12 protein-coding genes are annotated in these 14,912 nt (G+C 70.3%); 5 read left to right on the plus strand and 7 right to left on the minus strand.

The genetic code is table 11. From position 1 onward, the window contains the following. Positions 1-70: 70 nt before the first annotated feature. The 5 genes from paaZ to AC6CH0_RS02965 form a co-directional block, all read right to left on the minus strand. A complete protein-coding gene (gene paaZ / locus AC6CH0_RS02945; protein ID WP_498098197.1) occupies positions 71-2,149 on the minus strand; it encodes a phenylacetic acid degradation bifunctional protein PaaZ in 2,079 nt (692 codons plus the stop codon). A gap of 109 nt (positions 2,150-2,258) precedes the next feature. Further along, a complete protein-coding gene (locus tag AC6CH0_RS02950; protein ID WP_498098198.1) occupies positions 2,259-3,128 on the minus strand; it encodes a 3-hydroxyacyl-CoA dehydrogenase family protein in 870 nt (289 codons plus the stop codon). Beyond that, positions 3,125-3,874 (minus strand): enoyl-CoA hydratase/isomerase family protein, encoded by a 750-nt coding sequence (locus AC6CH0_RS02955; RefSeq protein ID WP_498098199.1) that lies wholly within the window; start codon positions 3,872-3,874, stop codon positions 3,125-3,127. The genes AC6CH0_RS02950 and AC6CH0_RS02955 overlap by 4 nt, the downstream gene beginning before the upstream one ends. Then, positions 3,874-5,073, minus strand: coding sequence for an acetyl-CoA C-acyltransferase (locus AC6CH0_RS02960; protein ID WP_498101000.1), 1,200 nt, complete (start codon positions 5,071-5,073; stop codon positions 3,874-3,876). The genes AC6CH0_RS02955 and AC6CH0_RS02960 overlap by 1 nt, the downstream gene beginning before the upstream one ends. Positions 5,074-5,392: 319 nt before the next feature. Beyond that, positions 5,393-7,912, minus strand: coding sequence for a DEAD/DEAH box helicase (locus AC6CH0_RS02965; RefSeq protein ID WP_498098200.1), 2,520 nt, complete (start codon positions 7,910-7,912; stop codon positions 5,393-5,395). 281 nt (positions 7,913-8,193) lie between these two features. Here AC6CH0_RS02965 and AC6CH0_RS02970 point away from each other — a divergent pair, with 281 nt between their 5' ends. The 3 genes from AC6CH0_RS02970 (at position 8,194) to AC6CH0_RS02980 (ending at position 10,910) form a co-directional block, all read left to right on the plus strand. Continuing rightward, a complete protein-coding gene (locus AC6CH0_RS02970) occupies positions 8,194-8,661 on the plus strand; it encodes a GNAT family N-acetyltransferase (protein ID WP_498098201.1) in 468 nt (155 codons plus the stop codon). Positions 8,662-8,765: 104 nt separating this feature from the next. Further along, a complete protein-coding gene (locus AC6CH0_RS02975) occupies positions 8,766-9,782 on the plus strand; it encodes an alpha/beta hydrolase (protein ID WP_498098202.1) in 1,017 nt (338 codons plus the stop codon). Between the two features lie 93 nt (positions 9,783-9,875). Next, on the plus strand, positions 9,876-10,910 hold the full coding sequence (locus AC6CH0_RS02980) for a YihY/virulence factor BrkB family protein (RefSeq protein WP_498098203.1): 1,035 nt from the start codon (positions 9,876-9,878) through the stop codon (positions 10,908-10,910). A 12-nt stretch (positions 10,911-10,922) separates the two neighbouring features. Here the strand turns inward: AC6CH0_RS02980 and AC6CH0_RS02985 are convergent, their stop codons facing one another. Both AC6CH0_RS02985 and AC6CH0_RS02990 read right to left on the minus strand, forming a co-directional pair. Then, entirely contained in the window at positions 10,923-11,090 is a 168-nt protein-coding gene (locus AC6CH0_RS02985) for a methionine/alanine import family NSS transporter small subunit (RefSeq protein WP_498098204.1), read from the minus strand. Then, positions 11,087-12,685, minus strand: coding sequence for a sodium-dependent transporter (locus tag AC6CH0_RS02990; protein WP_498101002.1), 1,599 nt, complete (start codon positions 12,683-12,685; stop codon positions 11,087-11,089). Before AC6CH0_RS02990 ends, AC6CH0_RS02985 begins: the two co-directional genes overlap by 4 nt. Before the next feature lie 219 nt (positions 12,686-12,904). On the opposite strand from AC6CH0_RS02990, the gene AC6CH0_RS02995 reads away from it, so the two are divergent. Next, positions 12,905-14,242 (plus strand): sensor histidine kinase, encoded by a 1,338-nt coding sequence (locus AC6CH0_RS02995; protein ID WP_498098205.1) that lies wholly within the window; start codon positions 12,905-12,907, stop codon positions 14,240-14,242. Continuing rightward, positions 14,239-14,910 carry a response regulator gene (locus AC6CH0_RS03000; protein WP_498098206.1) on the plus strand — a complete coding sequence of 224 codons (672 nt, stop codon included), beginning with the start codon at positions 14,239-14,241 and terminating at the stop codon, positions 14,908-14,910. The genes AC6CH0_RS02995 and AC6CH0_RS03000 overlap by 4 nt, the downstream gene beginning before the upstream one ends. Positions 14,911-14,912 lie beyond the last annotated feature (2 nt).

Raw genomic sequence — 14,912 nt, forward strand, 5'->3', positions numbered from 1 at the left:
ACCGGCGGACCCGCTCGCTGGCGCTCGCTCCTCAACCGGCGGTACGCTCGCTGCTCGAGGCACGCCCGCTCTACGCGGCCTCCGGCGCGAGCTCCTTCGCGACGAGCGTGAGCACGTCGTACGCCGCGACGAGCTCGTCGTCCTGGTTCTTCAGCACCGCGTCCCAGCGCACCTCGCCGTATTCGTCGGTCTCGCGCGGAGTGATCTGCTTCGCGGTGAGCTCGACGCGAATGGAGTCGCCGGGCGAGACCGGCGTCATGAAGCGCAGGTTCTCGAGCCCCGAGTTCGCGAGCACCGGGCCGGGCGCGGCATCGACGAAGAGCCCGGCGGCCCACGAGACGAGCAGGTAGCCGTGCGCGACCCGGCCGGGGAAGAACGGGTTCGCGGATGCTGCCTCCTCATCCATGTGCGCGTAGAACGTGTCACCGGTGAACGCCGCGAAGGTCTCGATGTCGTCGAGGGTCACCTCGCGCGAACCCGACACGACCTGATCGCCGATCTTCAGCTCCGCGAGGGACTTGCGGAACGGGTGCACGCCCTCGGGCTGCGACGCCGCCCCCGTGTGCCAGACGCCCGTGAGCGCGGTCAGCATCTCGGGCGAGCCCTGCACCGCGGTGCGCTGCATGTGGTGCAGCACTGCGCGGATACCGCCCAGCTCCTCACCGCCGCCGGCCCGTCCGGGCCCGCCGTGCACGAGGTTCGGCAGCGGGGAGCCGTGGCCGGTCGAGGAGCGCGCGTCGTCGCGATCGAGGAAGAGCACGCGGCCGTTGTACGCAGCGATGCCACCGGCGAGCTCGACGGCGACAGCCGGGTCATGCGTCGCGACGCTCGTCACGAGCGAGCCGCCGCCGCGCGCCACGAGCGCGGCCGCCTCGGCGAGCGTGTCGTAGCCGACGATCGACGAGACCGGGCCGAACGCCTCGACCTCGTGCAGCGCCGAGCTCGAGGCATCCGCGAACCGCAGCAGCATGGGGGCCACGAAGGCGCCGTCGGATGCCTCGGCGGTACCGCCCTCGGGGAGCACCACGCTCGGGGCATCCGTCGACCCGATCACGAGCTCGCCGCCGCCGGCCTCGAGCCTGCCGACCTGACGGAGCACCTCATCGCGTTGCGCGAGCGAGGCCAGCGGGCCCATCGTGACCCCGGCGGCGCGGGGGTCGCCGAGCACGACACGTTCGGAGATGCGGGCGCGCACGGCGTCGACGACCGCATCGACGGATGCCGCGGGCACGATCGCCCGGCGAATCGCCGTGCACTTCTGCCCGGCCTTCGTGGTCATCTCGGCCACGAGCTGCTTCACGTAGGCGTCGAACTCGGGCGTGCCCTCGACCGCGTCGGTGCCGAGCACGCTCGCGTTGATCGAGTCCGTCTCGACCGTGAAGCGCACACCGCCGATCTGGACCGACGGGTGGCGGCGCAGCTTCTCAGCGGTCGAGGCCGAGCCGGTGAAGGCCACGAGGTCGCCGAGTCGCAGGTGGTCGAAGAGATCGGGCACGCTGCCCGACACGAGTTGCAGGGAACCTGCGGGCAGCAGACCCGATTCGACGAGGATGCGCACGAACGCCTCGGCGAGGTAGCCGGTGGGTGTCGCGGGCTTCACGAGCGTCGGCACTCCGGCGAGGAAGGCGGGCGCGAATTTCTCGAGCGAACCCCAGACCGGGAAGTTGAAGGCGTTGATCTGCACGGCCACTCCGGGCAGCCGGGTGTAGATATGCCGCCCGAGGAATGAACCGTCCTTCGAGAGATTCTCGACGGCACCGTCGACGTAGACCATCGAGTTCGGCATCTCGCGGCGCCCCTTCGACGAGTACGTGAAGAGCACGCCGATTCCGCCGTCGATGTCGACCCACGAGTCCTGCTTCGTCGCACCGGTGCGCGCCGAGATCTCGTAGAGCTCCGCCTTGCGTTCGGTGAGCGCGAGCGCCATCTGCTTGAGCAGCACCGCGCGCTGGTGGAACGTGAGCCTGCCGAGCGAGGCCTGCCCGACGGTGCGTGCGTACTCGAGCGCAGCTCCGAGGTCGAGCCCCTCGGTGGAGACGTTCGCCACGAGCTCCCCGGTCGACGCGTCGCGCACTTCCTGCGCGGCGGTCTCCGCGGCATCCGGCACCCACCACTCGCCATTCACGTAGCTCGGAAGCATCTCGGTCATCGTCTTCTCTCTCTCGTCAGCCCGCAGGTTCCATCGAATGGGCGATCTTGGTCGTGCGATGCGGCGCTGCATCGCCAAGATCGCCCACTCGCGTGACATGAAGGCATCATCACGGGGCATCCCACAGGTAGAAGCCCTCGCCGGTCTTGCGGCCGAGCTTGCCCTCGGCGACCATGCGGCGCAGCAGGGCGGGCGGGGCGAAACGCTCGCCGAGCGTGTTCGAGAGGTACTCGGCGATGCCGAGTCGCACGTCGAGTCCGACGATGTCGGTGAGGCGCAGGGGCCCGACGGGATGCTTGTAGCCGAGGGCCATCGCAGCGTCGATGTCCTCCGCCGACGCGACGCCGTCTTCGAGCATGCGGATCGCCTCGAGCCCGAGGGCGACGCCGAGCCGTGACGACGCGAAGCCCGGCGCATCCGCGACGACGATGGGCGTCTTGCCGATCGCGTGCACCCAGCCGCGCGCTTGCTCGACGAGCGGGCCGTCCGTCGCTGCGCCGCGCACGATCTCGACGAGCGTCGACGCCGGCACCGGGTTGAAGAAGTGCAGGCCGAGAAAGCGCTCGGGCCGATCGAGCAGCGCGGCGAGCTGGTCGATCGAGATCGACGAGGTGTTCGACGCGAGCGCGGCACCGGGCGCGAGCACCGCTTCGACCCGGGTGAGCGCGTCGATCTTCAGCTCGAGATCTTCGGGTACCGCCTCGACGACCAGGTCGCTGCGGGCGAAGTCCCCGACCTCGGTCGAGACGGCGAATCGCGCCGCGATCGCACTCTCGTCGTCATCGGCGCTGCCGCGGGCCACGGAGGCCGCGACCGACTCGAGCACTCGAGTCGACGCAGCGCCCGCGGCATCCGCGTCGCGCTCGACGATCGTGACCCGTGAGCCCGCGAGCAGGAACGCGTGTGCGATGCCGGCGCCCATTCGTCCGCCGCCGAGCACGCCGACGTCGGCCGGTGCTCCGGTTGCCGTGTCGTTCACTTGGGCTTCCTCTCGAGGAACTCGGTCATGCGCCGTGCCTTCTCGGGGCTCTCGAAGAGCACCGCCTGCGCGTCGAGGTCGATGGCGGGGTGCGCGTCGCGCGATGCGCGGAATACGCGTTTCGTGGCGATCGTCGCCGCTCGGTCGTTGCGGGCGACGCGATCGGCGATGGCATGTGCCGCCGCGAGCAGCTCGGCGGCCGGATGCAGCGCGCTCACGAGTCCGATCGCGAGCGCCTCGTGCGCATCGACGGTGCGGCCGGTGAGGAGCATCTCGATCGCGCGTGCGTCGCCCACGATCTCTTTCAGCCGCCAGCTCGCCCCGGCGGCCGCGATGATGCCGAGCCCGGTCTCGGGGTTGCCGATCTTGAGTTCGGGCGTCGCGATGCGGATGTCGGCGGCGTACGCGAGCTCTGCACCTCCACCGAGCGCGTACCCGTCGAGTGCCGCGATCACCGGCATCGGCAGCAGTGCGAGCCGCACGAAGGCGTTCGCATTGATACCGGCGAGCGCGTCCTCCGCTCGCCGGTCGCGCAGCTGGGCGATGTCGGCGCCCGAGGCGAACACCCCGCCGGCACCGGTGAGGATGAGCGTGCGCGGAATCGCCTCGAGCTCGGCGCACAGCAGGTGCAGCGCGTCGATCGTGGCCTGGTCGATCGCATTGCGCTTCTCGGGCCGGTTGAGCGTGGCGACGACACGGTCGTCGAACCGCTCGATGAGCAGCGGCGTCTCGAGACCCTCGCTCATCACATGCGCTCCACGATGAGGGCGGCGCCCTGGCCGACGCCCACGCACATCGTCGCGAGGCCGTGGCGCGAGCCCTCGCGCTCCATGCGACCGAGCAGGGTGACGACGAGCCGCGAGCCCGACGAGCCGAGCGGATGCCCCAGGGCGATCGCGCCGCCGTCGGCGTTGACCCGTTCGGGGTCCAGGCCGAGCCGGCGCATCGACGCGAGCGACTGCGTGGCGAACGCCTCGTTGAGTTCGATCGAGCCGAGATCGGCGATCGACAGGCCCGATCGGGCGAGTGCCTTCTCGGTCGCGGGCACCGGGCCGAGCCCCATGATCTCGGGCGCGAGCCCGGCGGACGAGCCCACGACGACCCGAGCACGCGGGATCAGCCCGTAGCGTTCGACGGCGGCTGCGCTCGCGACCACGATGGCGGATGCCCCGTCGTTCAACGCGCTCGAATTGCCGGCCGTCACGACCGACCCGCCGGGCACGACGGCGCGCAGCCCCGCGAGCGCCTCGAGCGTGGTCTCGGGTCGCGGCCCCTCGTCGACGAGCACCTCGCCGCGAGCGGTCGCGACACCGACGATCTCTGCTTCGAACCGTCCGGCCGTGATCGCGGCGGCGGCTCGCTGCTGCGAGCGCAGTGCGAACGCGTCGGCTTCGGCACGGGTGATGCCGTCGAGGCGAGCAACCTCTTCGGCGGTCTCGGGCATCGAGAAGGTCGCCTTCTCGCGCGCGAGCAGCTTCGGGTTCGGGAAGCGCCAGCCGATCGAGGTGTCGTACGCGGCGCCCGGTTTCGCCCAGGCCTTCTCGGGCTTGGCCTGCACCCACGGCGCACGCGTCATCGACTCGACGCCGCCCGCGATGATGAGGTCGGCGTCGCCGGCCCGGATCGCCTGGGCGGCCATCGTGATCGCCGACATGCCCGAAGCGCAGAGGCGGTTGACCGTGATGCCCGGCACGGAGTCGGGCAGTCCCGCGAGCAGCACCGACATGCGGCCGACGTTGCGGTTGTCCTCTCCGGCCTGGTTGGCGGCGCCGAGGATGACCTCGTCGATCGCGCCCGCCTCGATGGCCGCCTGCTCCAGGCCGGCGCGCCGCACGGCCTCTCCGACCACGAGCGAGGCCAGGTCGTCGGGGCGCACGCCGGCGAGGGCTCCGCCGTAGCGGCCCACCGGCGTGCGAACGCCTCCGACGAGGTAGGCCTCCGCCACGCTGCTGTTGTTGGGCACTGCCACTCCTGACTGCACTGTCTGTGGTGGAACGCTGCACCCAGCGTAGGCAGGGGCTCGCGGCATCCGACGGTCTGAATTAGTGACCGACCGTTCAGGAAGTAATTATGGCAAATGGATGCCACGCGCGCCACCCGGCCGGAATGCGCCGGGTCGTAGAGCACCTCTATGGCGAGAACACCCGTGAGCACGTCCCGCCGGCGCGCACCGCTGCGCCGCAGAAACGACGACGGCCCGCATCCAAGGGATGCGGGCCATCGTGCGATTCAGCGCGAGCGTCAGCTCAGAGCGAGCGGATGTCTCAGTTCGCGAGCTTCTCGTCGGCGGCGTCGGCCTCGGGCTCGATGACCTCGACGACCTCGACGAGCTCTTCGACGACGACCCCTTCGACGACGACGGCCTCTTCGACGACGACGATCTCTTCGATCTCGGCGTCGGTCACGACTTCGGCCACGAAGCTCAGTTCGTCGACCGGGGAGGCCGCGCCGCGCTCGAGCTCGCCGAGGAAGTCGTCGCCGAGACGCATGTCGATGAACTCGACGTCGATCTCGGCCCGGTCGAGCAGCTCGGTCATGCGACGCTCGCGGTTGCGCGGGATGAGCGTGACGACCTGGCCCGTCTTGCCCGCACGGCCGGTGCGGCCAGAGCGGTGCAGGTAGGTCTTGTACTCGTCGGGCGCGTCGGCCTGGATCACGAGGTCGATGTCGTCGACGTGGATGCCGCGTGCTGCGACATCCGTGGCGACGAGCACGTTGACCCGACCCGATGTGAGCTGCTGCAGGTTGCGCGTGCGGCGCGACTGGTTGAGGTCGCCGTGCAGGGCGACGGCACGGATGCCGTAGTCCTCGAGGTGGCCGGTGAGGTCTTCGGCGAACGCGCGGGTGCGCGAGAAGACGAGCGTCTTGCCCTCGCGGTTGGCGAGCTCGGCGACGATGTCGCGCTTCTCGTGATTGCCGATGACGAACACGCGGTGCTCGATCGTCGAAGAGGCCTGGTCTTCACCGGCGACCTCGTGCACCGCGGGCTCGACGAGGAACTCGTCGACGAGCGTCGCGACGCCCTTGTCGAGGGTCGCCGAGAAGAGCAGCTTCTGGCCGCCCTCGGCGGTGCGACGAAGGATGCGCTGCACCGGCTCGAGGAAGCCGAGGTCGCACATGTGGTCGGCCTCGTCGATGACGGTGACGACGACCTCCGAGAGGTCGAGTCGGCGCTGCTCGACGAGGTCTTCGATGCGACCGGGGGTGCCGATCACGATGTCGACGCCGCGCTGGAGCGCGCCGACCTGACGGCCCTGGGGCACACCACCGTAGATCTGCGTGGTGAAGAGACCGACGCTCTGGGCGATCGGCTGCACCGTGCGGTCGATCTGCAGGGCGAGCTCGCGGGTCGGGGCGAGGATGAGCGCGCGAGGCTTGCGGCCCATCTGGCGCTTGCCGCCGGCCTTGCCGGACTCCGCCCACAGGCTCATGAGGCGTTCGACGGTCGGAGCGCCGAAGGCGATCGTCTTGCCCGAGCCGGTCTTGCCGCGGCCGAGCACGTCGCGGCCCTCGAGCACGACCGGGATGGTCGCGGCCTGGATCGGGAACGGCGACTCGGCGCCGAGTTCCTTCAGCACGCGCACGACGTTGGCACCGAGTCCGAGGTCGGCGAAGGTCACGCCATCGACCTCGGTCGCCTGGATGGCGTCGGCCTCGAGGCGCTCGAGCACGACGTCGTCGTTCGCCGAGTGGCGGTTCCCGGCTGCCTTCGCCGGGTAGAAGCTCGACTCGCGGCGGCCCGACTCCTTGAAGCCGGCACGGTCGACGTCGCGGCGGGGGGCACGCTCGTCGCGATCGTAGGAACGCGCAGGGCGGTCGGTGCGAGCGGGACGGTCGGTGCGGTCGAACGAACGCGCGGGGCGGTCGTCGCGATCGTAGGATCGCGCGGGTCGATCTTCGCGGTGCGCAGGGCGTGCCGGCCGGTCAGTGCGATCGTACGAACGCGCGGGGCGGTCACCGCGATCGTTGGAACGGGGGGCACGGTCGTCACGGTCGAAGGAACGGGCCGGGCGATCGTTGCGGTCGAAGGAACGAGCCGGACGGTCGTTGCGATCGTACGAACGGGCCGGGCGATCGTTGCGGCCACCGGTGCGAGGCGCACGGTCATCACGATCGTACGAACGAGGCGCACGGTCGTCACGATCGTACGAACGAGCCGGACGCTCGTTGCGATCGTACGAACGCGCCGGGCGATCGTTGCGGTCACCGGTGCGAGGCGCACGGTCATCACGATCGTACGAACGCGCGGGGCGATCGGTGCGATCGTACGAACGCGCCGGACGATCGTTGCGGTCACCGGTGCGAGGCGCACGGTCATCGCGGTCATACGAACGAGCCGGACGGTCGGAGCGATCGAAGGAACGGGCCGGACGATCGTTGCGGTCACCGGTGCGAGGCGCACGGTCATCACGATCGTACGAACGCGCGGGACGCTCGGGACGCTCGGGACGCTCGGGACGCTCGGGACGCTCGGGACGCTCGGTGCGATCGTACGAACGCGCCGGGCGGTCGTTGCGGTCGAACGAACGCGTGGGGCGCTCCGTGCGGCCGTCGCGCTCCGAGCGGTGCGGGGCACGGCCGGTGGCGACGCGCTCGTCGCGCGACCAACGGTCTTTGGGCGGTGCATCGACGGGCTCGGGGCGGTAGCCGCGGTGACCCTCGCTGCGCGAGCCGGGCTTGGACGATCCGGCGCGCGCCGGGCCGCCCTTCGAGCCGCCCTTCGCGTACGAGGGATCGAAGTTCTTGGCGGGCCTGCCGCCTTGGGGCTTCTTGTTCTTGGGCATTGTGGCTTCCTGGGTTGTACTCATGTACATGGCAGCGCCACTGCAGGCGCAGCACACTGAGAACCCGGAGCATCGTCGACCGGGGCCGTTCACATACGGTGACTATTCGAGGCCTCTGCCTCGAAACCGGCCCTTTGGACTCACAAACCCATCCGCGCACAGCGCGGTGTCTAGAACCGACTCGGCAACAATACCGGACTCATCTGAGAAAGTCCCGCACGCGGCATCCGACCCTCGCCCGACGAAACACCCGGGAAACGCGACCGACGTACGCTCGCCGGGTGAGCCGCCCCGTGACCGTCGCCGTCGAACCGCCCCGCCAGCCCGAGGTCGAGCGCCTGCTCGACGGCAGCAGCGCGTACGCCGAGAGCCTCTATCCACCCGAGAGCAACTTCCTGCTCGACATCGCCACCCTCGAGCGACCCGAGGTCTCCTTCTACGTGGCGCGCGACGGCGACCGCGCCGTCGGCATCGCCGCACTGGTCGCCGATGCGGATGTCACCCGCGGCGAGTTGAAGCGCATGTTCGTCGATCCCGGCGCCCGTGGCATGGGCGTCGCCGGCGCACTGCTCGGTCGCATCGAGGCGGATGCCGCGAGCCACGGCATCCGCGAGATCGTGCTCGAGACCGGCGACCTGCACGACGCAGCGCAGGCGCTCTACACGCGTCACGGCTACCACGAGATCCCGCAGTTCGGCCAGTACGTCGGTGAGCCGCACTCCGTGTGCTTCGCCAAGTCGCTCGCCTGACCACGGCGAGGCGGGTGCTGTCCCGGGCACGCCGGGAGGGCAAGCGTTTCCACCGGCTGCCGTCCTGAGGTAGCATCGCTCCACCCCTGAACCCGGAGCCCGGTGTGACCTCGAACCGAAGCACAGGCGGCTCCGGCACCCGCGCCAGGCGGGTGGTGTGGGCTGTCACGGCCATCGCAGCCGCCATTGCGAGCGTCGGCGCGCTCTCGGGATTCCACACGGAGCTCCGCGAGATCGACCCGAAGGGCTCCGACGCCGCGAGCGAACTGGCGGGCACCGAGATCGTCGGCATCCGCACCTTCACCGCTCCGGCGGACATCGAAGTCGAGGCCGACCTCGAATACGGCACTCGCGAAGACGGCACCCTGCTCACCCTCGACGTCTGCACTCCCGCCGGGGCGAGCCTCGCCTCCGGGCCCCTGCCCGCGGTCGTGTCGATCCACGGAGGCAGCTGGGCGAGGGGCGACAAGGCCAACGCCGACTGGCGCAACGTCTGCCTCTGGCTCGCGAGCGAGGGCTTCGTCGCTGCATCCGTCAACTACCGCCTCGTGCCGGCGGCGCGGTTCCCCGCCGCGATCGACGACGTCGCACTCGCGGTCGAGTGGCTGCGTGCACCCGAGCAGTCGAAGCGGTTCGGCATCGACCCGGGGCGCATCGGTGCTTTCGGTGGTTCAGCCGGAGGCAACCTCGCGGCGCTGCTCGGCACCACCGGCGATGGTCCCCTCGACGAGGGAGCCCGGGTCGCGGCGGTCGCCGAACTGTCGGGCCCCGTGGGCCTCGGCGCATCCGAGCTCGCGGCCGACGGCGCGTCCGACTGGCTGCGCCGCATCGTCGGCGAGTACCTCGACTGCGAACCCGGCGCCGGCGACGAGCAGTGCGATCGAGCCGCGGAGGCCTCGCCCGGTCGTCACGCCGACGCGAGCGATCCGCCGTTCTTCATCGGTCACGCCGAGAGCGAGGTCGTGCCGCTCGGCCAGTCGCGGCGCTTCGCATCGACGCTGGAGGCCGCCGGCGTACCCGTCGAGTTCGCGACGGTCGCAGGCTCCGAGCATTCGATCGGCATCCTCGACGAGGCCCTCCGTGCGAGAGTCGCCGCCTTCCTGCACTCGCACCTCGACTGATGACGACCACGACACGTCCACTGCCGCGGAGCAAGCCCTGTGCCCGGACGGCCCGCCGCCCATAGGCTCGGGACGTCCACGATCGGAGGCGCCATGGCCGACCACGACTCACCGGTGCAGCTCTCCCGCGACGACTGGCGGGTCATCCTCACTCGCACGGTGCACGAGTACCGCATCAACCAGGCGCACGACATCGCAGCGGCGCTCACCTTCTATGCGCTGCTCGCGGCGTTCCCTGCACTCCTCGCCGTGCTCTCACTCCTCGGCATCTTCGGCAGTGCGGAAGCCGTGGTCGAGGATGCACTGCGCGTCGTCGAGGATCTGGGCGGGGCCACGGTCGTCGATGCACTCGACGAACCCGTCGATCAACTGCTGCACGCCTCGCACGCCGGCCTCGCGTTCGCGACCGGGCTGGTGGGCACCCTGTGGGCGGCGTCCGGCTTCGTCGGCGCGTTCGGGCGGGGCATGAACCGCATCTACGGGGTCGAGGAGGGCCGGCCGTTCTGGGAGGCGCGACCGGCGATGCTCGGCATCTCGGCCGTGCTCGTGGTGCTCGCTGCGGCCGCGGCCCTACTGCTCGTGGCGACGGGGCCGGTGGCCGAGGCGATCGCACGCGTGCTCGGCCTCGACCAGGGGGTCGCGTTCTGGTGGGATCTCGGAAAGCTGCCCGTGCTCGCGGGCATCGGCATCCTCGTGATCGCCGTGCTCTACTGGGCTGCGCCGAACGTCAAGCGCCGCAACCTGCGCTGGTTCAGCGTGGGCGCGATCGTCGCGCTGACGGCCTGGGTGATCACCACGACGCTGTTCGCACTCTACGTGCTGGGTTTCGGCAGCTACCAACGCACCTACGGGGTGCTGGGCGGGGTCGTGGCGCTCCTGCTCTGGGTCTGGCTCTCGAATCTCGCGATGCTCTTCGGCGCGGTGCTCGACACCGAGGTCGAACGAGCCCGCCAGTTGCGTGCCGGCATCCCGGCCGAGGAGCGCGTGCAATTGCCGCTCCGAGACGAACGCCTCATCGTGACGAATCACGTGCAGCGTCAGCGCGATGTGCTCGCCTCGGCGGCGATGCGCCCCGATGCCGTGACCGACGGCATCACGCCGCCGCCCGGCCGACGGCCGCACGGCTGACCAACGCGCGGCTCAGGTGTCGCGTTCGACGGGGGCGTCGTCTTCGCGGTGGTCGTCGTCGCCGCCGGCGGGCATCCCTGCGGCGTCGGGCCGGCTGCGGAGGAACAGCGTGCTCGCGATCAGACCACCCCAGACGAGCACGATCGCGAGGACGAGGAAGACGATGGCGGTCGGTGTCATGATCCCGCTCCCTTCGGGGGCACCCGCGACGGCGCCGCGGATGACTCGCTCACAACGTCAGCACCCGGCGGATACGGTGGCCAGGCCGTGAACCGGTCGGGATCCGCGCGCCAGCGCAGCGAGGTGAGTACGAACGCACCGAGCACGATCGCGAGGATCGCTCCCCAGCCGATCGCCACGAGGTACCACCCGGGCAGATCGGCGTAGCCCTCGACCGTGAGCGTGATGATGCGGGAGACGAGCATGTACCCCAGCACCACCGGGGCGAGCACGCTCACGAGGAAGAGCCAGACCCGACCCACTTGGAAGGTCGACACCGCATTCAGGTGGTAGCGCAGTTCGGAACCGCGGCGGAAGACCCAGAGCACGAGCACGGTCGTGAGCACAGCGGATGCCACGATGCCGACGTTGTTCGCCCACTGGTCGGCGACATCGAGGGCGAGCAGGCCCGTCGTCGTCGAGAAGAGCAGGATCGACAGCACCGCAGCGACACCTCCGACCCGCACGGCGGCCTGCCGTGCGGTGAGCCCGAACTTCTCCTGGAACCCGGCCGAGACGACCTGCAGCACCGAGAGCAGCGAGGTGAACCCCGCCATCGTGAGCGATCCGAAGAACAACGCACCGAACAGCGGGCCGCCTGGCATCTGCGACACGATCGCAGGGAAGGTGATGAACGAGAGCCCGACGCCGGTGAGCCCTTCGAGTTCGTCGATCGCCACTCCCTGCTGGAATGCGAAGAAGCCGAGCGTCGCGAAGACGCCGATACCCGCGAGGATCTCGAACGACGAGTTCGCGAATGCGACGACGAGTCCGGGCGTGGTGAGGTTCGCGCGTCGCTTCCGGTAGGAGGCGTAGGTGATCATGATGCCGAACGCGATCGACAGCGAGAAGAAGATCTGGCTGTACGCCGCGATCCACACGTCGGGGTCGCCGAGTGCCGCCCAGTCGGGTGTGAAGAGCGCGTTGAGGCCTTCAGCGGCTCCGTCGAGGAACAGCGCACGGACGACGAGCACGAGGAATGCGACGACGAGCAACGGCAGGAAGATCACGTTCGCCCGTTGCACGCCCTTCGCGATGCCCGCCCCGAGCACGAACAGCGTGACGACCCACACGATCACCAGGGGGATGAGCACGCTCGGCACGAACTGCAGGCTGAACCCGGGGTCGCTGACCTGGAGGTAGTCGCCGGTGAGGAAGCCGGCCGGGTCGTCGCCCCAGCGCAGGTCGAACGAGAAGACGAAGTAGCTGAGCGCCCAAGCGATGACGACCGTGTAGTAGAGGGCGATGACGAAGGCGATCGCCACCTGGAACCAGCCCATGCCCTCGAGCCACTTGCCGCGCATTCGTCCGCCAAGCCGACGGAACGCCGTGGGGGCCGAGCCGCGGAATCGGTGACCGATCGCGTAGTCGAGGAAGAGGATCGGGATTCCGGCGGTGATGAGCGCCACGAGATAGGGCACGAGGAACGCGCCCCCGCCGTTCTCGTACGCGACGCCTGGGAACCGCCAGATGTTGCCGAGACCGACGGCGGAGCCGATCGCCGAGAGGATGAACCCGACCTGCCCGGTCCATTGTTCGCGCGGTCGCGCCGGCATCGCCGTCTGCTGCGTCTCGGACACCGATCCCCCAACCCGGCGCCATCGCCCGTCCGGCGCGGCCCCATCGCTCGATAGCGGCACGCTATCACCGACGGCATCCCTGCTGCATCCCTACTGCATCCCGCCGCGGCCTGCTTCTCATACCCGGGTAGGGGCGACCAATCGCTCTGCAGAGGGATGTCGCGGCGAGCCGACGCTGGCAGAGTGACTGGCACTATGGACGAGACCCGAAGCACCCATCGAACCGCGCCCGGCGAACCTCCCCGCCCGCCCGCGCCGCCCCGGGTCACGGTCACCTCGGCGTCGGCTGCGATCGGCGTCGAGTCGCATGCCCGCGGTGCCCGCGGCGTTCGCGGCGTTCGCGGCGTCGGCGGGCTGCCCGGGCCGGGCGCCGACGAGCGACAGTTCCGTGCGTGGATGCTGGTCGCCACCTCGCTGCTGGGGTTCATGCTCCTCACGGTCTCCATTCCCCTGGCCGCGACCGTCTACGGGGTGCACCTGCTTGCAGCGTTCGCCGCCTGCCTCGCCCTCGCCGGGGCCCTCCCGCTCTCGGTGCGGTGGCCCTGGGTGGCCGCCGGGCTCTCCGCCGTCGGACTGCTCGTCTTCGCGCTGCTCTCGGCCGGCTCCGACGGTGCGCCGTGGCCGTGGCCGGTCACCTCGATCATCAGTCAGGGGGCCCTGCTCATCGTTCTCGGCCTCATGTACGACTGGAAGGTCGGCGTCAGCGCCTGGGTCGCCGCGGTCGCGGTGACGATGCCCTTCGCCTTCGTGGATGCCGGGGCCGCCTCGAGCATGGTGACCGGCGCCGCGGTCACGGCGCTCGCCTTCGCGGTCGCCGTCGTGCTCGCCCAGTGGCGACTCATCGGCGTCGAGCTCTTCCGCGAGCGAGCGCACTCCGCCTCGGAGCAGCAACGCCGCGTGCTGGTCGAGGAACGCAACCGCATCGCGCGAGAACTGCACGATGTCGTCGCGCACGGCCTCTCGATCATCCACGTGCAGGCGACGAGCGCGCCGTACCGGGTCGAGGGCCTCAGCGACGATGCGAAGACCGAGTTCGCCGAGATCGCCGTCTCGGCCCGCTCCGCGATGACCGAGATGCGGCAGTTGCTCGGCGTGCTGCGAAGCGATGACGCCGCCGCGGAGACCACGCCGCAGCCGGGTCTCGCCGAACTGCCCGAGCTCGCGGCATCCGTCGAACGCGCCGGGGTGCCGGTGCAGCTCACGATCGCCGAGTCGCTGCCCGACACGGGCCTCGCCTCGATGGCTGCGTACCGCATCGTGCAGGAGGCGCTCAGCAACGTCGTGCGTCACGCTCCCGGCGCGCCGACCTTCGTCTCGGTCGAAGTGCTCGCCGATGACCTCGTCGTGTGCATCGAGAACGAGGCGGCGACGGATGCCCCTGTGCCCGACGCGAAGGGCGGCGGGCACGGTCTGATCGGCATCGGCGAGCGGGCGGCGCTCCTCGGCGGGCGCGCCGAGTTCGGCGTACGGGCCGGCGGCGGCTACCGTGTTCTCGCGACCCTTCCCCTCGGGTCGGATGGAGGCACGGTGTGACGATCTCGGTACTCATCGCCGACGACCAGGCGATGGTGCGCGCGGGATTCGCCGCCGTGCTCGCGGCTCAGCCCGGCATCGAGGTGGTCGGGCAGGCCGCCGACGGTGACGAAGCCGTGGCCTTGGCGCACGAACTGCGACCCGACGTGGTCGTGATGGACGTGCGAATGCCGGGCCGCAACGGGCTCGAGGCCACCAAGGCCCTGCAGACGCCGCCGCGTTCGAGCGACTACGTACCGCGCGTGCTCATGCTGACGACGTTCGACATCGACGACTACGTCTACGAGGCGCTTCGCGCCGGCGCGAGCGGCTTCCTGCTGAAAGACGCGACCCCTGAGGAGCTCGTCGCAGCGGTGCGCATCGTCGCCGCGGGCGATGCCCTGCTCGCACCGAGCGTGACCCGCCGACTCATCGAGGATTTCGCCCGCTCCGGGCCCCCGCCGCGCCCGTCGGGCACGCGCCTCGCCGAGCTCACCGAGCGCGAGCGCGAGGTGCTCACCCTCGTCGGTCGCGGCTTCTCGAACTCCGAGATCGCCGCCGCCCTCTTCATCGCCGAGCAGACGGTGAAGACGCACGTCAGCAAGATCCTCTCGAAGCTCGGCTTGCGCGACCGCGTGCACGCCGTCGTGCTCGCGTACGACACCGGCCTCGTGCAGCCCGGGTCCTGAGC

This window comes from Agromyces sp. GQ35, assembly GCF_059758475.1.

Excerpts from the sequence above, each read along its gene's own strand:
- paaZ (WP_498098197.1), bottom strand. The coding sequence starts at position 2,149 with ATGACCGAGATGCTTCCGAGCTACGTGAATGGCGAGTGGTGGGTGCCG.
- AC6CH0_RS02985 (WP_498098204.1), bottom strand. The coding sequence starts at position 11,090 with ATGACACCGACCGCCATCGTCTTCCTCGTCCTCGCGATCGTGCTCGTC.
- AC6CH0_RS02955 (WP_498098199.1), bottom strand. The coding sequence starts at position 3,874 with ATGAGCGAGGGTCTCGAGACGCCGCTGCTCATCGAGCGGTTCGACGAC.
- AC6CH0_RS02990 (WP_498101002.1), bottom strand. The coding sequence starts at position 12,685 with ATGCCGGCGCGACCGCGCGAACAATGGACCGGGCAGGTCGGGTTCATC.
- AC6CH0_RS02980 (WP_498098203.1), top strand. The coding sequence starts at position 9,876 with ATGGCCGACCACGACTCACCGGTGCAGCTCTCCCGCGACGACTGGCGG.
- AC6CH0_RS02995 (WP_498098205.1), top strand. The coding sequence starts at position 12,905 with ATGGACGAGACCCGAAGCACCCATCGAACCGCGCCCGGCGAACCTCCC.
- AC6CH0_RS02965 (WP_498098200.1), bottom strand. The coding sequence starts at position 7,912 with ATGCCCAAGAACAAGAAGCCCCAAGGCGGCAGGCCCGCCAAGAACTTC.